Source organism: Altererythrobacter rubellus (genome assembly GCF_030284385.1).
In the GTDB taxonomy this organism is placed as follows: domain Bacteria; phylum Pseudomonadota; class Alphaproteobacteria; order Sphingomonadales; family Sphingomonadaceae; genus Erythrobacter; species Erythrobacter rubellus.
This window is the reverse complement of sequence record NZ_CP127221.1, coordinates 40,421-65,367: the sequence shown is the minus strand read 5'-3', so window position 1 is coordinate 65,367 and position 24,947 is coordinate 40,421. Positions and strand designations below refer to the sequence as shown.

Below are 24,947 nucleotides of genomic sequence, written 5' to 3'. Positions count from 1 at the left end.
CTTAGGCAGATTCCAGCGATCGGTGTTTGCCTGCGCCTTCAGCGCGCTTCTTGCCGCGCTCGATTTCTTTGAGCAAGTCGCGCACGTAGTGGTCAAAGTCGAGCTGGATCGTGTGCCGCCGCGCGGCGTAATATTGCCCTGTGTGATAGGCTTCGTCCGCTGCGATAATGTCATACATTTCCGATGAGGAAGGGGGCGCATATTCGCCCGCCAGATAGGCTGCGACCAGCTTTGACTGTTGCTCGGCAAAGTTGACCAATGTCGGAAGTGGCTGAGCGAGACCCATATAAAAAAGGTCTGGCGCATCGGGTTTCATGATCCGCTTGAACAGCGGCGGCGGGCGATTGTCGCTGTCAGCAGTGAATTGGGGATCGTCGAAGAACGGGAATTTGATGTCATAACCCGTCGCCCAGATGATCACATCCACCTGTTCGCGCGAGCCATCAGTGAAAACTACGCTATCGCCGTCCAGCCGCTCGATCCCCGGTTTCATCGCGATGTCACCTGAGCCCGCGCGCAGCAGGAATTCGCCCGATACCGTCGCGTGGCTCTCAAACGGGCCGATTTCGGGGTCTGGCAAGCCATAATCGCTCATCTTGCCTACCAGCTTCTTGATGAACCGCGTGCCGAGCCATTGGCTCAGCGATTTCGGCATCCAGGCAGGCGCCGGATTCTTGTCGAGCGGCTGGCCGTTGTAATATTTGGGCAGCACCCACACACCGCGCCGCGCGGATACAAACAGCCGCTCAGCAATCGGGCGCTGCGACAGCTCGCTAGCGATGTCCATCGCGGAATTGCCCATGCCCACCACCAGCACGCGTTTGCCAACACAATCAGCGGGTTCGAACGGGCTGCGATAGCTGTGTGAATGGAATTGCTCGCCAGTAAACTCGCCCGGATAGTCTGAAATCCGCGCAGCCCAGTGGTGGCCGTTTGCAACCGCCAAGGCGTCATACTGCCGCGTCTCACCGTTCGAGAGCGTGATATCCCAGCCGCCACCCTCGCGCCGCTGCGCCTTCTCGACTCGCGTGTTGAATGCGATGTGTTCGCGCAAGCCAAAATGATCGACGTAGTCGTGAAAGTACTTCAGCAGCTGCGCGTGATGCGGATAGTCCGGCCAATCATCGGGCACAGGAAAATCTTCAAATGCCAGCCGCCATTTCGACGTGTCGATGTGCAAGCTTTTGTAGCAGGCCGACATGCCGTTGGGGTTGTCGTAATACCAGGTTCCGCCGATATCGTCAGAGGCTTCGAATACATCGAAGGGTATGCCGAAATCTTTCAGCCGTTTGGCAGTCGTGAAACCGCTGCAACCCGCACCGATTATGCAGACCTTGGGCGAACCGTTCATTCCAGCGCTCCCGCCAGGTTCTCGTAACCCGCAACGAAATCCTGTTTGAAATCCTGCACAACCTGTCCGGCGGAGGTGACTTCGCGAACCAGCCCCACGCCTTGCCCGACAAAGTAAGAGCACAGCTCTTGCGCCTTCGGATTGCCACTCACCGCGGCCTTGTCGATGGTGCGAAGTGCGGGTTCTGACAGCAACATCATCAACGGCATCGGCAGTGCGGGTAAGCCTGCCTCTTCCCACATGGCGTGCCAGCCGCTGCGCAATTGCCGCGAATATTTGCCGGTGCGATGCTTTGAACGGATCGTGTCGCGACTGGTCGCCTGAACCATCTTCTCGCGGAAGATCTCGTGCGTTTCGGCTTCGGTGGTGGCGAGCCACACACTGCCGCACCATGCACCCGCCGCGCCCATCGCCATCATGCCCGCCATTTGCCGCCCGTTCATGATGCCGCCTGCCGCAAGCACCGGAATATCCGCACCGGCATCCTCGATCGCCTGCAAAACTTCAGGGATCAGCACTATTGTGCTGACTTCGCCGCAATGTCCGCCGCCTTCGCCGCCCTGCGCGACGATGATATCTACGCCCGCGTCGATCTGCTTCATGGCGTGTTCTTTGGCTCCCACCAGCGCTGCGACAGGAATGCCGTGCTTCTTTCCTGCCTCGATCATCTGCGGCGGTGCCGTGCCCAGCGCATTGGCGATAAGCTGCACAGGGTGGTTGAAGCTGACCTCAAGCAGTTCCTGCCCTAGAGAGGTATTCGGCTGTTGCGCGCCGCCTAGCGGCGCTGCGCCGCCCTCATCGAGCCCCGCCTCGCGCAGGATTTGGCGCGTGAAGTCGCGATATTGCTGCGGGATTGCGGCGACAACTTCGTCAGCCGTGACTGAGTGATCGACCGCTTGCACTTCCGGGATCAGCACATCCACGCCGTATGGCATGCCGTCGATATTGTCGTCGATCCACTTAAGCTCTGTCTCCAGCTGTTCGGGTGTGAAGCTGACCGCGCCCAGCACGCCGAAGCCGCCGGCCCGGCTGACCGCTGCGACAACGTCGCGGCAATGCGAGAATGCAAACAGCGGGAATTCACATCCCACCATATCTGACATGCGAAACGGCATTTATCTCTCCCTTGGATCATAGCACTAGCGCGCGAATTCAAGGTTGCCGAGTCGCGCATTTGAGAGGGTTGTGTGCGCGCAAAAAAAGCGGGCTGACCAGCGTGATCACCCGCCAGTCAGCCCGTCGACACACAGCTGCATCGATTATTAGTCAACGTCGCCCGGTGACTGAAATTCCCCCGGCCGGGTCGTGTAGCCGGGAGCGATTACCTTGCGCTGCGCAGTATCGATCGGCGGATGCTGCGCGATGAAATTGGGGAAATCGATATCGCCTACACCATCTGCGATCGTGATATTGCCCTTCTGCCAGGATGAAGACCAAGCCTCATGATCCAGTTCGATTTGCTGGATAAGGTCATGCGTGGCGGCAGACCAATAAGCGCCAAAGGGGCTTTCCGGCATGTAGCTGAGCGGTGCGATACGGCGTAGCTCGGCAAAGGGGGCGTGCCAGCGGTTATTAATATAAAGAGCATTCTAGCTTAGATCGATCGGAGCGATTGGGCGGTTATCCGCCTTTGCCGTTGTCGCTATTTTTCAGAGTCTCTCCCAGGCCACGCTTTACTGCGAGCTTGCAGAGGTATAAACTCAGTTCATCCCCGGGGAGCCAGCACAAATGGCTGAGAGGTGTGGGTATGCTCCACACGACTCGTTGAACCTGAACCGATTAGCATCGGCGGAGGGAGCGGAGGGCAACCCGCCTGAAGTCCCCACTCCGTCAGTAGGAGAGACTTCGCATGGCCGATATCAACAGTAAGCTGGAAATAGGCGTAACGACAGGGTCAATTCGGGGCAGCCGTAAAATCCACGTGGGCGCGCGCACCGGCTCCGGCATCCGCGTTGCGATGCGCGAGATTGACCTTGAGGGCGGCGAACCTAGCTTGCGGGTGTACGATACCTCCGGCCCATACACAGACCAGGAAGCCAATATTGACATTCAGGCTGGCCTGCCTGGGCTGAGACGTGACTGGATCATGGCACGCGGTGATGTGGAGGAATATGACGGCCGCGAAGTAAGGCCGGAAGATAATGGGCAGCTCGGCCCTGATCGCAGCGGCGGTGTGCCAGCCTTCCCAAATGTGGTTAAGCGCCCGCTGCGCGCTAAGGCCGGTATGAACGTCAGCCAGATGCACTATGCCCGCCGCGGCATTATCACGCCCGAAATGGAATATGTCGCCGAGCGGGAGAGTCTGGGCCGCGAAATGGCCGCAGAGCTGATTGCCGCCAACCGCGCTGGCACGCAGAGCTGGGGTGCGAGCATTCCGGAACTGATCACGCCGGAATTCGTGCGCGATGAAGTGGCGCGCGGCCGCGCGATCATCCCCAACAACATCAACCACCCCGAAACCGAACCGATGGCGATCGGGCGCAATTTTTTGGTAAAGATCAACGCCAATATCGGCAACTCCGCCGTCGCGTCAGACGTCGCGAACGAAGTCGACAAGATGGTCTGGTCAATCCGTTGGGGCGCGGACACGGTGATGGACCTGTCAACGGGCCGCAACATTCACGACACGCGCGAATGGATCATCCGCAACAGCCCCGTGCCCATCGGCACTGTCCCGATTTATCAGGCGCTGGAGAAAGTCGGCGGCATTGCCGAGGAACTGACCTGGGAAATCTTCCGAGACACGCTGATCGAACAGGCAGAGCAAGGTGTCGACTATTTCACCATCCATGCGGGTGTGCGCCTGCCCTATGTCCCGCTCGCCGCAAACCGCGTGACCGGCATCGTCAGCCGCGGCGGATCAATCATGGCGAAATGGTGCCTTGCGCACCACAAGGAGAGCTTCCTTTACGAGCATTTCGACGAAATCACAGAGATCATGAAGGCCTATGATATCGCCTATTCACTGGGCGACGGCCTGCGCCCCGGCTCCATCGCGGACGCCAATGACGAAGCGCAATTCGCAGAACTCTACACTCTGGGCGAGCTGACCCACCGCGCGTGGAAGGAAGACGTGCAGGTCATGATCGAAGGGCCGGGCCATGTGCCCATGAACAAGATCAAGGAGAATATGGACAAGCAGCTGGAGGTGTGCGGCGAAGCACCCTTCTACACGCTCGGGCCGCTCGTCACCGATATTGCGCCGGGGTATGACCACATCACCAGCGGCATCGGTGCAGCGCAAATCGGCTGGTACGGCACAGCGATGCTTTGCTACGTCACGCCGAAGGAACACCTTGGCCTGCCCGATCGGGACGATGTGAAGGTCGGCGTGATCACTTACAAGCTCGCCGCGCACGCGGCAGATTTGGCGAAGGGGCATCCGGCGGCAAAGGTGCGCGATGATGCATTGAGCAAGGCGCGGTTCGAGTTCCGCTGGCGTGACCAGTTCAACCTGTCGCTCGATCCCGAAACGGCCGAGCAATATCACGATCAGACCCTACCGGCAGAGGGCGCGAAGACCGCCCATTTCTGCTCCATGTGCGGGCCGAAATTCTGCTCGATGAAGATCAGCCAGGAAGTGCGCGAGTTCGCAGGGCGGCAGAATCAGGGCGCGGACAGCTTCCTTGAAAGCGGGCAATCAGGCGCGGAAGCGGCAGAGGCGAGCAAGCAGGCTGCACTCAAAGGCATGGCGGAGATGAGCGCCAAGTATAAGGACATGGGCCAGAAGCTGTATTTGCCGGAGGGCGAAGCCTGATGCGCAGGCTGGCACTGGCCTTTGGCCATGTCATTTCCAATAAGGGCGGAATGCCCCGCACCCGTCCTACGCCTGTTTTCCGGATAACTCGCATGAATTCGGCAAACTGTTCTGCCTGCGCGCGGAAGATCAGCCCGCCGGTTGCTGTGTCAGGCGCACGAGAATCCAGTCATACCCCAATTCCTTGACCCGCGCTTCCAGCAGCGCGCGCAGCTCTGCATCGGGTTGTGGCTCTCGTGTCAGCATCCACAAATACCGCCCGCTAGGCTCGCCCACGATGGACCAGTCATACAGCCCGTCTGCGCCTGGCTCCCCGCGATCCAGCACCCAGTAATCGCCGTAGAATGGGCCGAAGAAGCTCACTTTGAGCTTCGCGCCGTCCGAGCCTTCGACCACCTTGGCCTTGCCGGTCGACTGATCAAACTCGCCATCAAGCGCGCCTTTGCGGCACGAATTGACCACTTTGATCTTCTCATCATCGCGCAGCGAATATTCCGCCGTCACGGCTTCGCAGCCCTCTTGAAACGGTGCTTCATAGCGCCCGTATTCGTACCATTTGCCGAGATATTCGCTCAGGCTGACGGGCTTGGCCGGTTCGGGCACGCTGGCATTGCCAACCGGACCGGGCGAGCCGACGCAGGCTGACAGCAACAAGGATGCAGCGGCGAATGCGCCGCCGAATAGGGCTTGACGTGATGTCCGGTGATCCATGCCTTTATAATCCGTGAGGGCGGCGCTAGTTCCGCGCGAGTTTCACCAGCACATTGTCCAATTCTTGCAGGAAACGGCTGCGGTCTGCCTTGTTGAAGGGTGGCGGGCCGCCTCCGATGCTTCCATCCATTCCGGCCATCCCGGCGCGCAAATCCTCCATGATCGCGCGGGTCGCAATTGCGCTGCCGATGGAGCTGGCGTCAAACCGCTGGCCATTGTGCTTGAGCACGCTCGCGCCTGCCTTCAGGCAGCGCTCGGCCAGCAATATGTCGGCGGTGACAACCACGCTCCGCGCGTTCGCATTTTCCGCAATCCAGTCATCCGCTGCGTCGAAGCCATCGCTCACGACCACCCGCTTCACCCGATCGCTCACCGGCACGCGGAAGGGGGAGTTGCTGACCACGCGCACCTCGGCTTTGAACCGGTCGGCCACGCGGTAAATCTCCTCTTTCACCGGGCAGGCATCGGCATCGACGAGGATGGTGATCGGCCCGGGGATTGGAAGGTTCATGGCGCGCGCTAGCATCAAATCCGGCTTATTCAGCGGCCGGGCTGTCCCGCCAGATCAACAGAAGCAGGGCCATGATGATGAAAATCGCGCAGCCAGACAGCAGCCATGGGTTGATGTACCACTGCTGACCCCATTCGAATTCGCCTGCAGAAATTCGTGCCCAGCCGCGAAAGTGCTGCGTCGATCCCACCACAAGGCCGAACACCGCGAAGATCGCGGCGAGGTAGCGGCTCAGCCAATGGCGATACCATGGCAACAGGATGATTAGCCCTAACAGGCCGATGACGGTGCGCTGCGCGCGGCAAAACGGGCATTCATAGACCAATTCAGTGAGGTCAAGTGCCCATGTGGCAGCGCAAACGATCAAGGCAAGTATACCCAGAACTATGCGGTAACGCAGCAAGGTATCAGGTAAATTGGTGATCACTGTTTAAGCTCCCCTATCAGCTTGCGACCAGCGTTAGCCATTGGCCCGCAATCACGCAATGGAGCGGCGTCTCCGGGGATGCGCCGGCTTCCCTACTCGCGCGAAATTTGCCCATATGCGGGCGTGACTCTTGCTACGTCATTTCTTTGCGAACCGATTGCAATAGGCTTACTGTGGCGGCCCGTTCCCTCTCGTGCGGGCGGAGAGCTTTCTGCGCTCTGGACAGTGTTCCAAGTGTTCCATGTTGTTGGATTGGGGATTGGGTCCGCGCCGCCGAAATCGCTGGAAACCGGCGCGCTTCATACCCATATCTATAGGATAGGGGCAGTTAGAGAGAGGAACGCAAGATAATGCAATTTTAGTTCAATTCGGACAGTTCCGTAATGGGTACAGACAACGTCGCAGAGCGGATCGAAAATCAGGTACGTGCCAAACTCGCGCGGTTTGAAGAACGGTTAACCCGGGTCGAGGTGCATGTGTCGGATGAAAACGGCCGAAAAGGCGGCGCAGATGACAAGACATGCACGATCGAAGTGCGTCCGCGCGGTGACCGGCCAATTGGTGTCACCGAGCATGCGGCCGATGTGGATACGGCTGCGCGCAAGGCGGCCAATACGATGGCACAGCGGCTGGAACGTGTGCTGGGCCGGGAAGAACGCCACAAGCATGATCAGCGCCCAGACAAGGTGATATAACGATCAGTCGAAGGTAAAACCGGCCTCTTTCGCTTCAGCAATCAGCTCTGGCCCGGTCCTGCGGGTCGTCTCTTGCGCGAAGGAATAATAGTCGGGCTGTTCGTCGACAAAGATCTCTGCACCCAGCGTCATGTCGCCAAGATCGTCAAATAAACCGGCCAGGAAGGAATAGCTGCCCGTTGGGGTAAAGCAGTAGAACAGGTTGCTGCCGCACTTGCTGCAGAAACCGCGCTCTGCCCAGTTTGACGATTTGAAGCGGGTAATATGCTCCTCGCCTGAGAAGCGCGGCGCGGTGTCGCTTTGTACGGCCAGATAGGCGCTGCCGCACCAGCGACGGCACATTTCGCAATGGCATGCCTCCAGATGCGGCTTGGCGGGCGTGGCGGTGACTGTAACTGCGCCGCAAAGACAGTGGCCTGTGATTTGTTCGTGAGTGCCTGACATTGCCTTTGTTCCTTTCTGTTCAACGAAAGGATAGTCCATTGATCAAGCTTCGAAAAGTTCCAATTGCCGCGCAGCCACACCCGCCTCGCGCATCGCTTTGTACATGATCTTCTTCACGCCAAAAAACCCGGCTTTGGCGTGTGGCCAGGTCGCCCGTTCAAGCGCGGAGGTAAGCTGGATGAGACTCCCTTTGTCGGCGAGTGGAGCGAGTTCTGGCCAGAGTGCGTCGCGTGTCCATCCCATCGGGAGATAGGATGTGACGATGTGGTTGAGCTTTGTATCGGCCAGTATGTTTGCGAGTGAATTGCCGGACTGCCAGCCGACATGTGGGCAGCCAAATGTTTCTGCCGCGGCTTCACCACCATGCTGAACGGATTGCATCGCAAAGTCTCGAACCAGCCCGCCGATCTGTCTTGGAGAACGGTCATCAGGCCTAGCCGCGGAGATGACTAGTGCGGGTGGATGCGGAAGATCGAAGGGCACATGGCTAGCGGCTTCATCGTGCAGCAACAGCGCATAGGTTTGCGGAATCGTATTCGCGCCCGGAGGAAGCGCGAGAGGCCTGCGCGCGTGCTTTTCAGGTTCGGTGAGTGGCGGCGCGTCTTGAGCAAGGCCGCGGGCCAATAGCGGCCCGTCGGGATGGCTCTGCGTGTACTGCGCGATATTATCCGGCCTAGCGAGGTACGTCTTTCCTTTGGTGTGCAATCCCGCGATCCAGCGCCAGCTCAGCGTATTTGAAGCCGCATCACCATCGATCAAATGGCGCAGGAAGAAGTCCGCACCCAAAGTCCAGTCGAGCTTCAGTGTGAATATCCAGATGCTGGCGAACCACATACGCGCATGGTTATGCAGATACCCTGTCTCGCCGAGCTCGCGTGCCCAATTGTCAAAGGCTTGTATGCCGGTCTGGCCGCTTGTTGCTTGCTCAAACAAACCATGCGTGACCGGATCCGATTCAAAGCAACTGAGGGCCGCATCGCGCTGATCACAAAAGGCGCGCCAAATGCTTGGCCGCTGCTCAAGATATCCTTTGAAATAGATCCGCCAGAACACTTCCGCTATGAACTTCTCAGCGGCCTCTGGGCTATGCTGGCCAAGTGCGGACTGCAGCACCTCAGCTTCGCTCACAACGCCAGCATGCAACCAGGGGGAAAGCCGCGACACATTGCCACCAGCTTTGCCTTCATCATGGTTGCGCCGATTGGCATAGCGCCGCCCCATGTTCGGTGTGAACCTTGCCAATTGCGACAATGCGGCGTCTCTCTGAGGGTTCCATTCCATATCAAAAGCAACGGGCCGGTGCGAGTGTGGTTCCGTTAAGGTGCCCAAGCCATGTGGGAAAGCGAAAGGCAGGCGTGACATGGCTGTTCCCTCTGACTATCATTGCGCGTCGGAAGGGGGAGATAACCGATGATACGCAATGAACTTGGCAAGCGCTTGTTGGTTGCTGTGGTCGGTTCGCTCGGGCTCTATGCATGCTTTGGAGGTTCGGAAGAGGCTCCGGGAGAAGTGCCCACCTTCGATGAAGTTTCGGAAAGTGAAGTTATCACTGCGCTCGGCAATGAGCCATTCTGGAATGCAGAAATCGAAGCGGATACGCTTACCTATTCAACTCCTGAAAACATCGCCGGGCAGGTGATTACAGTGACCCGATTTGCAGGAAACGGAGGGTTGGGTTTCTCGGGAGAGCTGAACGGTGAGCCGTTCAACCTGGCGGTCACTCCAGGCGAATGCTTGGACACGATGAGTGATCGCAGCTATCCCTTTACCGCCACATTGACTATTGGCGACGAGCTGCGCAATGGCTGTGCCTATACCGATACCCAGATGTTCACTGGCGAAGGAGCGAATTGAATATGTCGAACGAAACGGGCGCTAGACGGGGTTGGACGTGGTTCTTCTGGATTGCAGCAATCTTCAACTTTCTCGTCGGCATTGCTGTGATTCTCGGGCCATCCGCGCCGATTGATACGCGCCTGGTTGGCATATTGGTTTTCGCATTCGGGCTTGTATATGCCGTCGTCGCTCGGGACCCTGATCGCTACGCTGATGTGATTTGGGCCGGTGTGTTCGGCAAAGTCGCCGTTGTTGCCTTGTTGGTTACAGCAGAAATGAACCAATCGGGTGGCGACGCTCCTACCGCAGTCTTGGCGATCGACGTGCTGTTTGCCACAGGGTTCCTAATCTTCCTTCTGACAAGGGGTGAAACGAGCGTCAGCTACGGTGAAAGTGGCGGTACAGATTAGGAGAAGACGATGGGACTGACCGGCGGATGCCTGTGCGGTAAAGTGCGCTATGAATTGACGACCGATCCGCTGATGTGCGTGACCTGTCATTGCAAGAACTGCCAACGTCAGGCGGGCAGCGCGCTTTCGATCATCGTTGGCGTGCCGGAAGGGTCGGTAAACGTCGTCGGCGAAGTCAAAACCTACAATGACAAGGGTGACAGCGGCGCAACTGTGCGGCGACAGTTTTGCGGCGATTGCGGTTCGCCTGTCTTCACGCTGGTCGAACACCCGCCAGGCGTGATGTTCATTAAAGCGGGAACGCTGGATGATACCAGCGGTCTGAAGCCAGCTTTCCATTGCTACACGAAAAGCGCGCAAGACTGGGTCGAGCTCGGTGATATCCAAGGGTTTGAGACAGTTCCAGACGCGCTTTAATCTGCGACGCCCGCACGCTCCAGCTCTGCCTTGAGGCCGCCGCTCAGCCACAGCCACCACATGCGGAAGTCGGCGAAAAGAGACCAAAGCGGATAGGTGAAGGTTGCGGGTCTATTCTTCTCGATTGTGAAATGCGCCAGCCAAGCGAAGAAGTAACCCGCCAACGGCAGCGCGATTAGCCACAGCCACTCACCCATCAACAGCGCATAGCCAGCCAAAGCGACGACCAGCGACGTGCCGACATAGTGCAAGGCTCGTGTAGCTGGTTTGCTGTGCTCACGCAGATAGAACGGCCAGAATTCAGCGAAAGTAGTATAGGTTTTGGTCATTTTCTAAAACAATCCAGGGATTTGATACTGAGCTGCATTTGGCCGCACAGGTTGCAACAGTTCGCGCCCACCAGTGCTTTGCGCTGAACGAAGGTCACCACCCGAAATCGCGGTGCAGCTGCCCCCAGCCAGAAAATCAAGCGCAGTCGCGATTGATGCCTCTGCCGGATCACCCAGCTGCCTGAATATGTCGTCATTCGCCCGGCAGGTGTTGGGCACGACGCCGGCAAGACCGCTGAAGTATTCACCTTCATCATTAGCGTTGGTGGTCTTGAAGGCGACAGCTCGCAAGCGATCGTCACACTCAGTGCGGTCGAAGCCGAACTGGCCAACCGGTTTGCCAAATGTATTGGTCCCGATCAGTGCGACATTGTTGCCCAGATAGGGGAGCATGGAATTGATCACGAGCTCGCTGGCAGATGCTGTTCCGCCGCGGCCGATAAAGGCAACCTTGGTTGGTGCAATCGCTTGCGAAGCGGTTCGGATGTTGGTTGTAGAGTTCTCGCTCGATTTGGAGTCGCGCAGCACGGTTTTTGACCAGACTTGGCCGACATTGCCCGCTCCCATCAGGTCCCCCATTAAATCAGCAATGCGGATAAGACCGCCGCCGTTGTAGCGGAAATCGATGATCAGCTCTGTCACGCCTTGATCTTTGAACGTCTGGAATGCGTCACGCAGATCTGCATCCGCGCTGCCAACAATGAAAGTTCGCAAGTTGAGATAGCCGACCTTTTTACCGAGATCATCTATGATACGAACACCATAGCGGTCAGAGACGGGATCTAGCGCATAGTCAGCCTTTACGATGTTTTCAGCGCCGCTCGCGCCGGTCGCAGTGCGATAACCAATATAGCGAGTGACGCCGGGATCCGACGGGCCAAGCGCATCAATAACAGCGCCGGGGCCGCCAGATGCCATCAATGAAGACACGCTTTGTGTATTTGTGCTGCTGGTGCCGATTTCTAGCAACTCGGTCCCGCGATCGAGCCCTGCTGCCAGGCCCGGTGCTCCCTCGAAGGCTTCGATCACAAACACGCGGTTGTTGACTGTGTCATAGCCCAAGCGGATGCCGAAACCCGCGCTGGAACCGGAATTGATCAGTGCATTTTCTTCTTCAATCGAAGTAATGTACGTGAAACTCCGGTCCTTGTCCTCGGCACGAGCAGGGGCCACTAGTGCATCGAGATAGTCCTGAACGGTGGCGAAGCTGCCTGGCTTGACTGACGTGTCGATCAGGTCGGGGAAAAGGTACCATTCATTGAGTACGGCAAGCGACCAATCCTGCCGATCGCGAACAGAACATTGTGTCGGGGTCGGGGATACGCCGCCGCCGGCGATTGGTCCGGTCCCAGATTGGCTATCGCCGCCGCCGCATGCAGCCAATGCCAGAGCCAATGTTGATACCAGGGCTACGCGGCCAAGTCCCATGTTCATTCCTTTTGAATTCTCGTTTTGCAAACAGCGAAGCTATATGAAACCAACTCTGTGTAGGAGGTGAACAAACAGAATGACGCCCTTGTTCACCACGGGCAAACTCTAAGTTTGGCAAAGTTTAACGCAATGAAATTCTCTTCAAGAGACGCAAAATCCTTTGTCAAACACGAATTACCCACAGATTACGGGGCAAAATGGGCTCATTTTCGTGCCTGCCGCCTCGTCATGCCCTCGGGAAAGCCCTAGTTTTGTGCCTGGCAAATGAGAGAGGGGTCCCGAGTTCGTGTCTGAAGTTCCTGCCTGGTTAAACACCGTTTTGCCTCCCGCAGCCCGTCATGCGGGACTGGCGATTGCGAAGCATGGCAGTGAGCGCAATTTCGGGCGTGGCGGATTCAAGCTGATTAGCCCGGCGTTTCAATCGGGCGGTGAACTGGACCCATGCTTTACAGCCGACGAGGAAGACGCAGTCGCCCCGCCGCTCGAATGGACAGCACCCCCGCCGGGCGCGATGGAAATGGTCGTCATCGTAGAAGATGCGAACGACGCCAGCGCTGCGCCTCGCTGCCACTGGCTGGTATGGGGCATCCCGGGCCAAAAAGGCATGATCCTTGAGGGCGAAGTTCCGCCGCGTACCGGCAAGAATTCGCTTGGCAACTCAGAATGGCTTTTGCCTGACCTTCCGGTTGGTGAAACCCATCATTTCGTATTCCAGTTGTTTGCGCTCGAACTACCGCTGACCCTGATGCCAGGGGCTACGCGGGAGGACCTGCTCGCTGCAATGGATGGGCAAGTCGTCGCCAGCACTGCGCTGGTTGCCCAATATACCCGGTCGCAGGAGGACGAGGAGGACTGGGGAGATGACGAAATTGATTTGTAACGGCCACCCATTGGAAAGGAATTAATTATGGCTGGAAACGCGCTTCAAAAACCCGTCACACTTTCGGGCGATCTTGAGAATGTTATAGGCAAAGGTCCGATGACCCGTGCTCAAGTGACATCGAAGGTTTGGGAATACATCAAGGCAAACGGTCTGCAGGACAGCAAAGACAAGCGCCAGATCAATCCAGACGCCAAGCTTGGTGCTGTGATCGGCAATGCGCAGATCTCTATGTTCAAAATGACTGCTGCTGTGTCCAAGCACCTCAGCTAAATTATTGAAAACGGATCAGGCGGCGTGGCTCGGATTTGGGCTGCGTCGCCTTTTTTGTGCCTAGCTGACATCTGGAACATAATTGCTAGTCATCATGGGCATCTCTGTCTTAAGACTGCGAGCAGATAATCCAGCCAATACCGGAGATAATTCGATGAGATCTGTATGCATGATCGCTGCTGTGGCTTTGTTGAGCCTGCCGGGCGTGGCAATGGCGCAATCAGCTGAAGAGATTGCGGCGGCGGCGCTCGAAGCTGCACCGGTCATGGATGGCCACAATGATGTGCCGATCCAGCTGCGCTCGCGTTTCGGCAATCAAATCAACGATTTCGACTTTTCGGATACAACCGGCACCGCGCAGGAACAGCCGGCCCGCAACGCCATGCACACTGACATCGCGCGACTTCGGCAGGGCAAGGTCGGCACACAATACTGGTCAGTCTATGTTCCAGCATCGCTCGATGAGCCTGAAGCGGTGCAAATGACGATTGAACAGATTGATGTGACCAAACGCTTGATCGCCGCCAATCCGGACGATCTGCAGCTAGCCCTGACCGCAGACGAAATCGAGGCTGCACTGGCAGATGGCAAGATCGCTTCTCTTATGGGGATGGAGGGTGGCCACTCGATCGGTTCGAGCCTGGCTGTCCTGCGCCAGATGTACGATCTTGGCGCCCGCTACATGACGCTTACACACTCGCGCAATGTGCCATGGGCGGATAGCGCGACTGATACACCAGAGCACGATGGTCTGACCGATTTCGGCCGCGACGTGATCCGCGAAATGAACCGGATCGGCATGCAGGTTGATCTGAGCCACGTCAGCGAGAAAGTGATGCACAACGTGCTGGATATCGCGCAAGCCCCGGTGATTTTCAGCCATTCCAGCGCGCGCTCGATGAATGGTCATGCGCGAAATGTGCCGGACAGTGTGCTGCAGCGCCTCCCGGCTAATGGAGGCGTAGTGATGATCACTTTCGTACCCGGTTTTCTCAGCGAGCCTGCGCGTCAATGGAACGCCAATCGCGAAGCCGAAGAGGCCCGGCTGAAAGCGTTATGGCAAGGCCAACCTGAAAAGGTCACGCAGGCATTGCGGTTGTGGGATGATACAAATCCCCTGCCTCAATCCTCGATCCGCGAAGTGGCGGACCACATCGATCACGTCCGTGCTGTATCTGGCATCGATTCGATCGGAATTGGCGGCGACTATGATGGCATCCCGTTTGCGCCACCGGGACTGGAAGATGTGACGGGCTATCCCGCGCTGTTCACAGAACTCGCGAAGCGCGGATACAGTCAGGAAGATCTTGAAAAGATCTCTATGCGCAACGCCATGCGGGCGCTGCGAGCTGCCGAGGCGTTTGCGGTCAGCCAGGTGGGCGAACCGCCGATCGAAACGCTGATCGAGCGTGCCGAGTAGCGCTTAGGGTGTCAGCGCCGGGACAATCCAGACGAGGCTCATCACCACAATCGCAAGCAGCAATCCGATGGCCAGAACCCATCGCATCGCGCCGGTCCTTACGGCTCCTGTCGCATCATCGTCCTAGATGTGAATGGCTTGGTCGTTTTGATCTTCCATGTGCTTGCCTTTCCGCACTGATGCCATACATATCATCAATCGATGAGGCGTCGCATTGTTCCTGAGTGCGCGGCTCGTCTGGGAAGGTCAATCGCGCAAAAGATCATTGATGCCCGTCTTGGAGCGGGTTTTCGCATCGACTGTCTTAACGATCACCGCGCAATAGAGCGAAGGCCCCGGGCTCCCATCGGGTAGCGGCTTGCCGGGCATCGAACCCGGCACAACAACGGCATATGGCGGAACTTCGCCCATGTGAATTTCGCCGGTGGCGCGGTCAACAATCTTGGTTGATGCACCGAGATAGACGCCCATCGACAAGACAGCGCCTTCGCCGACGCGAACGCCCTCTGCCACTTCGGCCCTTGCGCCGATGAATGCCCCGTCACCGATGATGACCGGCTCTGCCTGCAAAGGCTCAAGCACGCCGCCAATTCCGGCTCCGCCAGAAATATGCACGTTCTTGCCTATTTGTGCGCATGAGCCGACGGTGGCCCATGTATCGATCATTGCACCTTCATCCACGAAAGCGCCGATATTCACGAAGCTGGGCATTAGAACCACGCCCTTGCCGATGTGGCTGCCGCGGCGGACAATTGCGCCTGGCACAACGCGAAAGCCGGCTTCGCTGAAGCGGTTGTCACCCCAGCCGGCAAATTTGCTGGGCACCTTGTCATACGCTGAGGCACCGGCTGAACCATGCTCGATAACGCGGTTGTTGTGCACGCGAAATGACAGCAACACCGCCTTCTTCAGCCATTGATTGACGGTCCATTTGCCGGCCCCATCTGGCTCTGCCACGCGCGCTTCGCCGCTATCGAGCAACGAGATCGCTTGGTCGACGATCCCGCGTACATCCTGATCGGCGGGCGTTATGTCGCTGCGCCGTTCCCAAGCATCTTCGATTGCGGTAGAAAGTTCATGGCTCATAAAGAGGCTCCAGTGAATAGTCCTGCAGCGCTGCTAGCCGCGCCGTCTTGTTGCTGCAAGGGGGGGATTGCGGACCGAACTAGCAGGCCGGATAATACAAAGTTTCTTAGTTTGGGCTTAGTGGGACGCAGATTAAGTAGGGAAAGTAATGGCAAGAGCTTCCATCAATCCATCTGCTCGCTGTCGGATAGGTGTTGCAGCCTCGTTGCTGGCTTTATTGACAGCCTGTGGTGGCGGAAATGGAGCAAGCCCGGTTAGCACACCACGCCCGACACCCACTCCAACACCCACGCCCACCCCGCCGCCAACCAATTTCGATACTGATGAGTTTCGTTTTTCGACTGGGCCGGAACAACACGGTGCAATTGCCGCATGGGAGGACGGTTTCACAGGCGATGGTTCGATCATCGCGATTGTCGACACAGGCATCGACAGTGACAGCCCTGAATTTGCCGGGCGAATTCATCCAGATTCTGCCGATGTTGCGGGCAATCGCGGGATTGATGGAGAGGATGATCACGGCACCAATGTGGCAATGGTCGCGGCTGCAGCCCGTGATGACATTGGCGTGTTGGGGATTGCCTTTGATGCCCAAGTGCTAGCTATTCGCGCCGATGAACCTGGTTCTTGCGGCACTGACACCCCGCAAGATGCATCGCTCAGTTGCTTGTTTGCAGACACAGCAATTGCAGCAGGCGTTGATCTGGCGGTCAATTCAGGTGCCAAGGTTGTCAATCTAAGCCTTGGTGGAGGCGGTGCATCGCAAGTGCTGCTGGATGCAGTTGCGCGGGCATCAGCAGCTGGAGTAGTTGTCGTGGTAGCCGCGGGCAACTCGGGCGACGGAAGCGATCCAAATATCCCGGCCGATCAACCTGATCCGTTCGCCATCAGCATCAGGCAGGCAGGCGGAGACAATGTGATCATTGTCGGATCTGTCGATGCAGATGGCAATTTCTCTGGGTTCAGCAATCAGGCAGGCAATGAAAGCCAGTTCTACCTGACCGCAAGGGGAGAGCAGGTCTGCTGCGTCTATGATGAGGGTGAACTGTTCGTCGAGACGATCAACGGGCAGGAATTCGTCACGGTCTTTTCCGGCACCAGCTTCTCGGCCCCTCAGGTGGCCGGCGCTGTCGCGCTGTTGGCCCAAGCTTTTCCCAATCTGACTGGGCAAGAGATTGTCGAAATCTTGCTCGAGAGCGCCGCAGATGCAGGCGTCACCGGGACTGACGTAATCTTTGGACGCGGCATCCTTGATATTGCAGCCGCATTTGAGCCGGCGGGTACGACGACTCTGGCGGGAGATAGAGCGCGACTGCCGCTGTCGGACCGGATTGCAGTGACGTCACCTGCGATGGGTGACGCCTTGGGATCACAAGGCCTGCAAACAATTGTCACGGACAAATACAACAGAGCTTATAGATACGAGCTCAGCTCTGGCTTTGACGGGTCAAGTGTGATGCCGCGTTTGCGCGGTGCGGTTGAGCAGAACGGGCGGCAACTCTCCCTCAGCCTGACCAACGCAAGTCTGGCATTCCATGTCAGCGACGGCGCGCGTGCAGGAAGTCTTGGCTGGAGCGGCTCGCTGCGATTGAGCTCGGATGATGCCGAACGCGCGCGCGTTCTGGCTGCGCGCGTCGCGACAAGGATTTCGCCCGACCTGCAACTGGGCCTCGCTTTTGCACAGAACGCTGAGGGTTTGGTTGCACAACTGCAGGGGCATTCGAAGCCAGCGTTTCGGATTGCGCCGGGCACGAGCGGCGACTCCGGATTTTTTGCTGTTGTCGGTGGCTCGCTTGCATTGCGCCAGGATCTGGGCAGCTGGGGCGTGACATTCCATGCCGAAGAAAGCGATGCACGGCTTAGCTATACACAACGCTTCGATGAGCTTTTTTATGGCGATGCGGACCGTTTTCGGGTGCGGACGTTGGGCATCTCTGCAGATCGCCGCTTCGGCGCTCTTGCCGGCACACTCGGGATGAGCTGGATGCATGAGGAGCACAGTATTCTTGGCGCGCAGCTCCACCCTGCGATTGGCCGCAATGGAGCGGATACGTTGTTTGCCGATGGCAGTTTGCGGTGGGACCTTGGTAGCGGTTGGGAAATTGGTGGTGAAGCCCGCGTCGGTGTGACTCGTGCTGCACGCGGCGATGTGATTACGGATGGATCACAGTTTATCAGCAATGCCTGGGCTCTGGATGTGTCGCTTGCGTCGGCTCTGATGCATGGCGATTCTTTGGGGCTGCGCATCAGCCAGCCATTGCGTGTGGAAGTTGGCGGATTACGGCTAAATCTGCCATCAAGTTTTAACTATTCGACCGAGACGGCAGGATATTCGATCCAGCCTTTGTCGCTGGCTCCCAATGGGCGCGAACTAGTTGGCGAGATGTCCTGGCAATTGCCTCTGCTGTTGGGCGTGGGCGGAGCCAGCGTGTTCTATCGCCACGAGCCGGGTCACTATGCCAACAGCCAAAGCGATATTGGCGCGATGATCAGCTTCTCTGCCGACTTCTAAGCCGCCCTATTCAGGCATTCCGGCGGCGCGCGCGAAGTCATACGCACGCTCGATCAGCGGAGCAACCCGTTCGCTCATGGACTTGGCATGAGCTGACGAGGCCGTCCCATCGATCACGCGCTTCTTGATGCCCTGCATGATGCCGGCAAGGCGAAACAGATTGTATCCGAAATACCAGTCCATCGGCGGTACCGGATAGCCGGTGCGTTCGACATAGCGGTCAACCGCTTCCTGTACCGAAGGTATGCCAAGCTCTTCCAGATCGAGCCCTTCCAGCCCGGCACGGCCATCAGCCGGATTGTACCAGTTGAGCATCAGATAGCTGAAATCCGCGATTGGATCGCCCAGCGTCGACAGCTCCCAATCCAGAACCGCGATGATGCGGTTCTCGGTCTTGTGGAAAATCACATTGTCGAGCCGGTAGTCGCCATGAACCACGCTGGAATTGTGCTGCGGCGGGATGGTTTCAGGCAGCCATTCGATCAGCCGCTCCATCTTGGGCTGATGCTCGGTTTCGGACAGCTTGTACTGCTTGGTCCAACGGCTGATCTGGCGTGCGCAATAGTCGGTCGGCTTGCCATAGTCACCCAGGCCGATTTCGTCCGGAACCTTGGTGTGCAAATCCGCCATCGTATCGATCAGTGAGTGATAGATTTCGCGGCGATCATCTTTCGAACAGCCGGGTAGGGCACCATTCCACAGCGAACGCCCATCCGCCATGCTCATGACGAAGAAATTGGAGCCGATAACGTCTGTGTCTTCGCACAAGCCGTAAGTGCGCGGCACAGGAAATCCTGTTGGATAAAGCCCTGTCATCGCCTTGTATTCGCGGTCAACCGCATGCGCGCTGGGAAGTAGCTTTCCGAAGGGTTGGCGACGCAGCACATAGGACGCACCCGGCGTATCGATCCGATAAGTCGGGTTCGACTGCCCGCCTTTGAACTTGGTGTAGCTGATCGGGCCGGCATAGCCTTCCACATTGGCTTCGAACCATTGAGTCAGTTTCTCAAGATCAAGCTGATCAGCTTCGGGCACTTCAATCGTGCCGACCATTTCCTTGTCGAAATCTATATCCGGCATTCCGCCCTTATTGTCAGCCATCAGTCAAACACCACCACGCTGCGTGCTGAATGCCCCTCGCGCATCTTGTCGAAGCCCTTGTTGATATCCTCCAGCGGAATGCGTTCGGCAATGATGGTGTCGAGATCGAGCAGCCCGCGCATATAGAAATCCACCAGACGCGGCAGGTCCACGGGGAAGTGGTTTTCGCCCATGATCGCGCCTTGCAGCTTCTTGCCGCTGAGCAAATCCATCGCGCCCAAACCGACTTTGCAGTCCAACGGCATCATGCCGAGGATGATCGCTGTGCCGCCGCGCCGCAGCGAAGCGACCGCCAGATCAGCTGAAGCCTGCCGCCCGACGGCTTCGATACCGTAGTGCACGCCGCCACCAGAGATATCCATGATCTGCTTCACAACATCGTCAGCCAATGCGTCGACCGTGTGTGTTGCGCCCAGCACCTTCGCCAGCTCCCGCTTTTTGGGCAAAGGATCAGCTGCGATCACTTTACCTGCGCCAGCTATCTTGGCGGCGTTGATGGCGGCAAGGCCAACCCCGCCGCAACCGACCACCAGCACAGTCTCGCCCGGGGTCACATTGGCCGCGTTGAAGATTGTGCCTGCGCCGGTCGTGACAGCGCAACCGATCACAGCGGCACGATCCAGCGGCATATCCTTGTCGATGGAAACACAGGCATTTTCATGGATCAGCATTTGCTCGCTGAACGCAGAGAGATTGAGCATCTGGTTCACGGGTGAACCGTCTGCCCGGCTAATACGCGGCGCGCTATCAGGCCCGCGTCGGGTATTGGCACCAAGGCACAACGCCATGCGTCCGGTCACACAGAACTCGCATTGGCCGCAAAACGCGCTGAGACATGAGACCACATGATCGCCCGGCTTCACGCTGCGTACTTCGCTGCCCACAGCGCGAACAACACCGGCCGCCTCATGGCCGGGAATGGCCGGCAGCGGGTGCGGATATGCCCCGTCGATGAAGTGCAGATCCGAATGACAAAGCCCGCAGGCTTTGGTGTCGATCAGCACTTCGTGTGGCGCAGGATCGGCGAGCTTGATGCCCCCGATCACGAGGCCTTGACCGGGCGTTTCCAGTATTGCTGCCTTAGCCATGTTTCTCTCCTATGCCCCCGATTAGCGCGCCACGCCCATATCACCAGAGCTGAAGCTGTCATCGCCCATCGTCGGCGCATTGCCATCGCGCAGCGCGTTTGCGGTTGGGCCAGCCTGCGGCATATGCTTGGCGAATTCCATGCGAGCGATCGAACGCGCATGGACTTCATCCGGCCCATCGGCCAGTCGCAGCGTGCGTTGATGCGCATAGGCATTGGCCAAGCCATAGTCATCTGACACGCCGCCGCCGCCATGCGCCTGGATTGCATCGTCAATGATCCGCAGCGCCATATTCGGTGCCTGTACCTTGATCATCGCGATCTCCTGTTTCGCCGTCTTGTTGCCGACCTTGTCCATCATGTCAGCAGCCTTGAGGCAAAGCAGACGGGTCATGTCGATATCGATCCGGGCACGTGCCACGCGCTCCTCCCAAACCGAATGCTTGTAGATCGGTTTGCCGAAAGCTTCGCGTTCCTGCAGACGCTTGCACATCTTGTGCAGCGCTTCCTCGGCAACACCGATGGTGCGCATGCAGTGGTGGATGCGGCCCGGGCCCAAGCGACCTTGCGCAATCTCGAAACCGCGTCCTTCACCCAGAAGAACATTCTCGACTGGTACGCGCACGTCCGTCAGTTCGACTTCCATATGGCCATGCGGTGCATCGTCATAGCCGAACACCGGCAAATGGCGCAGGATGTTAACGCCCGGCGTATCCATCGGGACAATAACCTGCGATTGCTGCGCGTGACGCTTGGCCTCGAAATTGGTCTTGCCCATCACGATCGCGACTTTACAGCGCGGATCACCCAGCCCGGATGACCACCATTTGCGGCCATTGATGACATATTCATCGCCATCACGCTCGATCCGGGTTTCGATATTGGTCGCGTCAGAGCTGGCTGTGTAAGGCTCCGTCATCAAAAAGGCAGAACGGATCTCGCCATTCATCAGCGGGGTCAGCCAGCGATCCTTTTGCTCGCGCGTGCCATAGCGGAAAAAGACTTCCATATTGCCGGTATCCGGCGCGGAGCAGTTGAAAACTTCCGAAGCGAAACCGATGCGGCCCATCTCTTCCGCGCATAGCGCGTACTCAAGGTTGGTCAGGCCGGGACCTTCAAATTCGAAGGTCTCGTCAACATGGTGGTGGCTGTCATTGCGCGGCGGCATGAACAGGTTCCAGATGCCTTCGCCCTTGGCCTTGGCCTTTAGATCTTCAACCACCTGGATCACTTTCCAGCGGTCACCTTCGGCGTCTTGCGCCTTATAAGTCGCTACAGCCGGGCGTACATTGGCTTCGATGAAGTCGCGCACGCGGCCGACCCAGTATTGCTGGCGTTCTGTCGGTTCGAAATCCATGGGGTTCTCCTGTCAATTTTGTCCGTCGATTTGGCGCGACCGTGGCAGAGCCGATGGTATGCGCCAAGCATTGATTTGATAGTTTAACTCGCAGCGCCTCCGCCACGATGTGCTTCACGAACCGCGTGTTCATTCTCGCCCAGCGGGAACAAGGTGTAAGCCCATGCCCCGATCAGGCTGATTACGGTGGCAATCGCCAGATACGAAAGCGCGAGATTGTCTACTATCGCGCCATCCACCGTCCCTGCACCCGCTCCGGACGGCAATCCCACCAGAGCGATTATGAGGCCAGACAGCAGGATGCCGATCCCATTCACGATCTTTTGCATGAAGAACATGCCAGACGAAAACAGCCCTTCGGTCTTCTTGCCGGTTTCGAACTCATAGTGATCGGACACGTCGGCAATCATCGACAGTGTCAGTATCATCGCGGAAATTCCCGCGGCGGTTGAGGCGACAAGGAATGTCAGCAAGACCGGGAACATGATCGGAGTACCTGCAACGGGGAACAGGTCGGCAAACCGTAGCCAATAAGGCAGCGTGCCCAGAGTAAGCGAGATGACCGTCAACAGCGCGGCCGCTCTCGCTTTGCCAAGCCTTATTGAGACCGGCGTCACCGCGACAAAGGCCACAAATGCGGCAATGAAAAGCATCGCCGAATAGACTGTGAACTGGCCTTGTGTGAATTCCCACACATGCGTGAAGAGATAGATCGAAAGCGCGAAGATCAGCCATTGGTTGGTGAAGGCAAACACGCCCGCAAACATCAACAGCAGGAATGGTTTGTATCGGAATGCGCCAAGAAACTCGGACATTCCATGCGCAGTATCGGCCAATTTGGTGTTGCCTTGATACTGCTTCACGATCTGCTTTTGGGTTGCGATTGCGGCGGTCAGTGCTGCAATGACCATCACGCAAGCGCCCAGGATCGCATATTGCGAATAGCCCGCCGGATTGAGCTGGCCGTTGGCAAATTCCTCCTTCGGTGCCAGGAATACGGCGTAGGCCAGGAACATGATGGCGAGGCCGCCGCCCCATCCGAACAGGAATCGGTAACGCATGATGGCGGTGCGATCGTGGTAGTCCCGGCTTAGCTCCGGCAGCAGTGCCAGCGAGGGCACTTCGTAAGCGGAGAACGCGATTCGCACGAACATGGCTGTCAGGAAGAGATATCCGAAGGTCTCCCATTCGCTCATCGCGGGTGGATGCCACAATAGGATCCAAGTGATCGCGATCGGGATAACCGATGCATAGAGCCAGGGGTGACGGCGGCCGATCCTCGTGCGTGTCTTGTCGCTCCAATGGCCTACCATGGGGTCAATGAAAGCGTCAGCAATCAGCGCCAGAGCAATAGCGAGGCTGACAAGATCGGCCCGCATGCCAACGACCTGATTGTAATAGAACAGCAGGAATGTGGCGAAGCCATTGTCCTTGATGCCGTAGGCAACAGATCCGAAACCGTAGGTCAGCTTGGTTCGAAGCGGCAGGCGCTGAACAATATCCGTCATGCGCGCACCCGTTTGATGCGGCGAATCAGCGCGAATCTGGACATGCAGCTCTCCCCATGCATTGCCGTTAGCGTAAGCGAACCTCCGCTTACGTCAACGCAATCTGTCCTGACGCTACGGCATACGGGCCTGTCACGACTGTGCTTGCGGGAAGGGTACAAATCACCCTAACGTAAGCGTCAAGTGAGAGACCAATAGAGGAGAGTCGGACATGTCCGATCTGGAGAGCTTCCGCGAAGAAACCCGCGCTTGGCTTCAATCAAATTGCCCCCCCGAAATGCGCCAGCCAGTGCGCGATGAAGACGATGTCTATTGGGGTGGCCGCAGCGCTACTTTCAAGAATGACGCGCAGAAGGCCTGGTTTGAGGCTTGTGTGGCCAAGGGCTATACCGTGCCTGCATGGCCCAAGGAATATGGCGGGGCTGGCCTGAGCCCGGCAGAAGCCAAAGTGTTGCGTCAGGAAATGGCGGCCATCGGCGCGCGCTCGCCGCTTAGCTCGTTCGGCATCTGGATGCTTGGCCCGGCATTGCTGCACTTTGGTACCGAAGGTCAGAAGCAGCGGTTCCTCAATGAAATCGCCCGCGGTGAAATCCGTTGGTGTCAGGGATATTCAGAGCCGGGCAGCGGCTCTGACCTCGTCTCGATGCAAACCTTTGGCGAAGACAAAGGTGACCATTGGGTGGTCAATGGCCAGAAGATCTGGACCTCATACGCAGATCACGCCGACTGGATTTTCTGCCTTGTCCGAACCGACAAGGAAAACAAATATCAGGGCATCACCTTCATGCTGTTCGACATGGCGGGCGAAGGCGTGTCCACCAAGCCGATCAAGCTGATCAGCGGCAGCAGCCCGTTCTGCGAAACCTTCTTTGACGATGTCAAAGTGCCCAAGAGCTATGGCGAGGACTGCCCGGGCTATGTGGGTGAGATCAATCGCGGCTGGGATGTGGCGAAATATCTGCTCGGCCATGAGCGCGAGATGATCTCTGGCGCGGACGGCGGCAATACAGGCGCTCTTGGTGCTGCGATGTCACGCCATGCCAACAAGGATGGCGGTGAGCTTGATCCGATACTGCGTGCAGACCTTGCTGACTTTGACGTCGATGCGCTCGCCTATGGCTGCATGGGTGAGAAGTTCCTCGACGAGATCAAGGTGGGCAAAGCGCATCCGGCGCAGCCCAATATGATGAAATATGCCGGCACCGAACTGAACAAGCGCCGCCATGAGCTGATGATGAGCGCGGGCGGATCGCGCAGCCTGGAATGGGACAGCGAAGAGACAGGCGGCGGCAAGCCATCGCGTAACTGGCTGCGCACCAAGGCGAACTCGATCGAAGGCGGCACATCCGAAGTGATGCTGAACGTCATTTCCAAACGTATTCTTGATCTGCCGGGAGCTTGATC

General features: G+C 57.8%; 25 protein-coding genes and 1 riboswitch. Of the genes, 10 read left to right on the top strand and 15 right to left on the bottom strand.

Annotated features, from left to right (window positions below; all coding sequences use genetic code 11):
* Position 1: 1 nt before the first annotated feature.
* From QQX03_RS00335 to QQX03_RS00325, 3 genes are all read right to left on the bottom strand, one after another.
* Complete coding sequence (locus QQX03_RS00335) at positions 2-1,351, bottom strand: flavin-containing monooxygenase (protein ID WP_285975911.1); 1,350 nt, start codon at positions 1,349-1,351, stop codon at positions 2-4.
* A complete protein-coding gene (locus tag QQX03_RS00330) occupies positions 1,348-2,466 on the bottom strand; it encodes an NAD(P)H-dependent flavin oxidoreductase (RefSeq protein ID WP_285975910.1) in 1,119 nt (372 codons plus the stop codon). Before QQX03_RS00330 ends, QQX03_RS00335 begins: the two co-directional genes overlap by 4 nt.
* A 147-nt stretch (positions 2,467-2,613) precedes the next feature.
* Positions 2,614-2,868, bottom strand: a complete 255-nt coding sequence (locus QQX03_RS00325; protein ID WP_285975909.1) for a hypothetical protein — start codon at positions 2,866-2,868, stop codon at positions 2,614-2,616.
* Positions 2,869-3,053: 185 nt separating this feature from the next.
* A riboswitch (TPP riboswitch) is annotated at positions 3,054-3,166 on the top strand.
* A 34-nt stretch (positions 3,167-3,200) separates the two neighbouring features.
* Between QQX03_RS00325 and thiC the strand changes: the two genes are divergently transcribed.
* On the top strand, positions 3,201-5,108 hold the full coding sequence (thiC, locus tag QQX03_RS00320) for a phosphomethylpyrimidine synthase ThiC (protein ID WP_285975908.1): 1,908 nt from the start codon (positions 3,201-3,203) through the stop codon (positions 5,106-5,108).
* A 129-nt stretch (positions 5,109-5,237) separates the two neighbouring features.
* Here thiC and QQX03_RS00315 read toward each other — a convergent pair whose 3' ends face one another.
* The 3 genes from QQX03_RS00315 to QQX03_RS00305 are packed head-to-tail and all read right to left on the bottom strand — an operon-like array spanning position 5,238 to position 6,757.
* On the bottom strand, positions 5,238-5,819 hold the full coding sequence (locus tag QQX03_RS00315) for a lipocalin family protein (RefSeq protein ID WP_285975907.1): 582 nt from the start codon (positions 5,817-5,819) through the stop codon (positions 5,238-5,240).
* A 25-nt stretch (positions 5,820-5,844) separates the two neighbouring features.
* Positions 5,845-6,330 carry a YaiI/YqxD family protein gene (locus QQX03_RS00310; RefSeq protein ID WP_285975906.1) on the bottom strand — a complete coding sequence of 162 codons (486 nt, stop codon included), beginning with the start codon at positions 6,328-6,330 and terminating at the stop codon, positions 5,845-5,847.
* A 25-nt stretch (positions 6,331-6,355) separates the two neighbouring features.
* Positions 6,356-6,757: a hypothetical protein gene (locus QQX03_RS00305; RefSeq protein WP_285975905.1), complete on the bottom strand. Its 402-nt coding sequence runs from the start codon at positions 6,755-6,757 to the stop codon at positions 6,356-6,358.
* A gap of 383 nt (positions 6,758-7,140) precedes the next feature.
* Here QQX03_RS00305 and QQX03_RS00300 point away from each other — a divergent pair, with 383 nt between their 5' ends.
* Positions 7,141-7,452, top strand: a complete 312-nt coding sequence (locus QQX03_RS00300) for an HPF/RaiA family ribosome-associated protein (protein WP_285975904.1) — start codon at positions 7,141-7,143, stop codon at positions 7,450-7,452.
* Between the two features lie 3 nt (positions 7,453-7,455).
* Here QQX03_RS00300 and QQX03_RS00295 read toward each other — a convergent pair whose 3' ends face one another.
* Together QQX03_RS00295 and QQX03_RS00290 are read right to left on the bottom strand one after the other, a co-directional pair.
* Entirely contained in the window at positions 7,456-7,896 is a 441-nt protein-coding gene (locus tag QQX03_RS00295; RefSeq protein ID WP_285975903.1) for a GFA family protein, read from the bottom strand.
* Between the two features lie 42 nt (positions 7,897-7,938).
* Entirely contained in the window at positions 7,939-9,147 is a 1,209-nt protein-coding gene (locus QQX03_RS00290; RefSeq protein WP_285975902.1) for an FAD-binding domain-containing protein, read from the bottom strand.
* Positions 9,148-9,306: 159 nt separating this feature from the next.
* On the opposite strand from QQX03_RS00290, the gene QQX03_RS00285 reads away from it, so the two are divergent.
* Genes QQX03_RS00285 through QQX03_RS00275 form a run of 3 tightly spaced genes read left to right on the top strand, consistent with a single transcriptional unit; the run spans position 9,307 to position 10,559 of the window.
* Complete coding sequence (locus QQX03_RS00285) at positions 9,307-9,750, top strand: COG3650 family protein (RefSeq protein WP_285975901.1); 444 nt, start codon at positions 9,307-9,309, stop codon at positions 9,748-9,750.
* A 2-nt stretch (positions 9,751-9,752) separates the two neighbouring features.
* Positions 9,753-10,142: a hypothetical protein gene (locus QQX03_RS00280; protein ID WP_285975900.1), complete on the top strand. Its 390-nt coding sequence runs from the start codon at positions 9,753-9,755 to the stop codon at positions 10,140-10,142.
* 9 nt (positions 10,143-10,151) lie between these two features.
* Positions 10,152-10,559, top strand: a complete 408-nt coding sequence (locus QQX03_RS00275; protein ID WP_285975899.1) for a GFA family protein — start codon at positions 10,152-10,154, stop codon at positions 10,557-10,559.
* Here the strand turns inward: QQX03_RS00275 and QQX03_RS00270 are convergent.
* The gene (locus QQX03_RS00270; RefSeq protein ID WP_285975898.1) at positions 10,556-10,888 is read right to left on the bottom strand and encodes an Mpo1-like protein; all 333 of its coding nucleotides are present in this window, start codon (positions 10,886-10,888) and stop codon (positions 10,556-10,558) included. The genes QQX03_RS00275 and QQX03_RS00270 overlap by 4 nt on opposite strands.
* Before the next feature lie 3 nt (positions 10,889-10,891).
* Positions 10,892-12,316, bottom strand: a complete 1,425-nt coding sequence (locus QQX03_RS00265) for a S41 family peptidase (RefSeq protein WP_285975897.1) — start codon at positions 12,314-12,316, stop codon at positions 10,892-10,894.
* A 289-nt stretch (positions 12,317-12,605) separates the two neighbouring features.
* Here QQX03_RS00265 and QQX03_RS00260 point away from each other — a divergent pair, with 289 nt between their 5' ends.
* From QQX03_RS00260 to QQX03_RS00250, 3 genes are all read left to right on the top strand, one after another.
* Complete coding sequence (locus QQX03_RS00260) at positions 12,606-13,199, top strand: YbhB/YbcL family Raf kinase inhibitor-like protein (protein ID WP_285975896.1); 594 nt, start codon at positions 12,606-12,608, stop codon at positions 13,197-13,199.
* A gap of 27 nt (positions 13,200-13,226) precedes the next feature.
* Entirely contained in the window at positions 13,227-13,472 is a 246-nt protein-coding gene (locus QQX03_RS00255) for an SWIB/MDM2 domain-containing protein (RefSeq protein ID WP_285975895.1), read from the top strand.
* 154 nt (positions 13,473-13,626) lie between these two features.
* Positions 13,627-14,892, top strand: coding sequence for a dipeptidase (locus QQX03_RS00250; RefSeq protein WP_285975894.1), 1,266 nt, complete (start codon positions 13,627-13,629; stop codon positions 14,890-14,892).
* A gap of 246 nt (positions 14,893-15,138) precedes the next feature.
* Here the strand turns inward: QQX03_RS00250 and dapD are convergent, their stop codons facing one another.
* Entirely contained in the window at positions 15,139-15,978 is an 840-nt protein-coding gene (dapD, locus tag QQX03_RS00245) for a 2,3,4,5-tetrahydropyridine-2,6-dicarboxylate N-succinyltransferase (RefSeq protein WP_285975893.1), read from the bottom strand.
* 205 nt (positions 15,979-16,183) lie between these two features.
* Between dapD and QQX03_RS00240 the strand changes: the two genes are divergently transcribed.
* Positions 16,184-18,490 (top strand): S8 family peptidase, encoded by a 2,307-nt coding sequence (locus QQX03_RS00240; protein WP_285975892.1) that lies wholly within the window; start codon positions 16,184-16,186, stop codon positions 18,488-18,490.
* A 6-nt stretch (positions 18,491-18,496) separates the two neighbouring features.
* Here the strand turns inward: QQX03_RS00240 and QQX03_RS00235 are convergent, their stop codons facing one another.
* From QQX03_RS00235 to QQX03_RS00220, 4 genes are all read right to left on the bottom strand, one after another.
* Positions 18,497-19,591, bottom strand: coding sequence for a phosphotransferase family protein (locus tag QQX03_RS00235; RefSeq protein WP_285975891.1), 1,095 nt, complete (start codon positions 19,589-19,591; stop codon positions 18,497-18,499).
* Positions 19,591-20,679 (bottom strand): Zn-dependent alcohol dehydrogenase, encoded by a 1,089-nt coding sequence (locus QQX03_RS00230; protein WP_285975890.1) that lies wholly within the window; start codon positions 20,677-20,679, stop codon positions 19,591-19,593. The genes QQX03_RS00235 and QQX03_RS00230 overlap by 1 nt, the downstream gene beginning before the upstream one ends.
* A 21-nt stretch (positions 20,680-20,700) precedes the next feature.
* Entirely contained in the window at positions 20,701-22,035 is a 1,335-nt protein-coding gene (locus QQX03_RS00225) for an acyl-CoA dehydrogenase family protein (RefSeq protein WP_285975889.1), read from the bottom strand.
* An 83-nt stretch (positions 22,036-22,118) separates the two neighbouring features.
* Positions 22,119-23,543, bottom strand: a complete 1,425-nt coding sequence (locus QQX03_RS00220; RefSeq protein WP_285975888.1) for an MFS transporter — start codon at positions 23,541-23,543, stop codon at positions 22,119-22,121.
* A gap of 211 nt (positions 23,544-23,754) precedes the next feature.
* On the opposite strand from QQX03_RS00220, the gene QQX03_RS00215 reads away from it, so the two are divergent.
* The gene (locus QQX03_RS00215; RefSeq protein ID WP_285975887.1) at positions 23,755-24,945 is read left to right on the top strand and encodes an acyl-CoA dehydrogenase family protein; all 1,191 of its coding nucleotides are present in this window, start codon (positions 23,755-23,757) and stop codon (positions 24,943-24,945) included.
* Positions 24,946-24,947: the final 2 nt, after the last annotated feature.

Coding starts and splice junctions, on each gene's coding strand:
- QQX03_RS00335 (WP_285975911.1), bottom strand. CDS start 1,351: ATGAACGGTTCGCCCAAGGTCTGCATAATCGGTGCGGGTTGCAGCGGT.
- QQX03_RS00330 (WP_285975910.1), bottom strand. CDS start 2,466: ATGCCGTTTCGCATGTCAGATATGGTGGGATGTGAATTCCCGCTGTTT.
- QQX03_RS00325 (WP_285975909.1), bottom strand. CDS start 2,868: ATGCCGGAAAGCCCCTTTGGCGCTTATTGGTCTGCCGCCACGCATGAC.
- thiC (WP_285975908.1), top strand. CDS start 3,201: ATGGCCGATATCAACAGTAAGCTGGAAATAGGCGTAACGACAGGGTCA.
- QQX03_RS00315 (WP_285975907.1), bottom strand. CDS start 5,819: ATGGATCACCGGACATCACGTCAAGCCCTATTCGGCGGCGCATTCGCC.
- QQX03_RS00310 (WP_285975906.1), bottom strand. CDS start 6,330: ATGAACCTTCCAATCCCCGGGCCGATCACCATCCTCGTCGATGCCGAT.
- QQX03_RS00300 (WP_285975904.1), top strand. CDS start 7,141: ATGGGTACAGACAACGTCGCAGAGCGGATCGAAAATCAGGTACGTGCC.
- QQX03_RS00295 (WP_285975903.1), bottom strand. CDS start 7,896: ATGTCAGGCACTCACGAACAAATCACAGGCCACTGTCTTTGCGGCGCA.
- QQX03_RS00285 (WP_285975901.1), top strand. CDS start 9,307: ATGATACGCAATGAACTTGGCAAGCGCTTGTTGGTTGCTGTGGTCGGT.
- QQX03_RS00280 (WP_285975900.1), top strand. CDS start 9,753: ATGTCGAACGAAACGGGCGCTAGACGGGGTTGGACGTGGTTCTTCTGG.
- QQX03_RS00275 (WP_285975899.1), top strand. CDS start 10,152: ATGGGACTGACCGGCGGATGCCTGTGCGGTAAAGTGCGCTATGAATTG.
- QQX03_RS00270 (WP_285975898.1), bottom strand. CDS start 10,888: ATGACCAAAACCTATACTACTTTCGCTGAATTCTGGCCGTTCTATCTG.
- QQX03_RS00265 (WP_285975897.1), bottom strand. CDS start 12,316: ATGGGACTTGGCCGCGTAGCCCTGGTATCAACATTGGCTCTGGCATTG.
- QQX03_RS00255 (WP_285975895.1), top strand. CDS start 13,227: ATGGCTGGAAACGCGCTTCAAAAACCCGTCACACTTTCGGGCGATCTT.
- QQX03_RS00250 (WP_285975894.1), top strand. CDS start 13,627: ATGAGATCTGTATGCATGATCGCTGCTGTGGCTTTGTTGAGCCTGCCG.
- dapD (WP_285975893.1), bottom strand. CDS start 15,978: ATGAGCCATGAACTTTCTACCGCAATCGAAGATGCTTGGGAACGGCGC.
- QQX03_RS00235 (WP_285975891.1), bottom strand. CDS start 19,591: ATGGCTGACAATAAGGGCGGAATGCCGGATATAGATTTCGACAAGGAA.
- QQX03_RS00230 (WP_285975890.1), bottom strand. CDS start 20,679: ATGGCTAAGGCAGCAATACTGGAAACGCCCGGTCAAGGCCTCGTGATC.
- QQX03_RS00225 (WP_285975889.1), bottom strand. CDS start 22,035: ATGGATTTCGAACCGACAGAACGCCAGCAATACTGGGTCGGCCGCGTG.
- QQX03_RS00220 (WP_285975888.1), bottom strand. CDS start 23,543: ATGACGGATATTGTTCAGCGCCTGCCGCTTCGAACCAAGCTGACCTAC.
- QQX03_RS00215 (WP_285975887.1), top strand. CDS start 23,755: ATGTCCGATCTGGAGAGCTTCCGCGAAGAAACCCGCGCTTGGCTTCAA.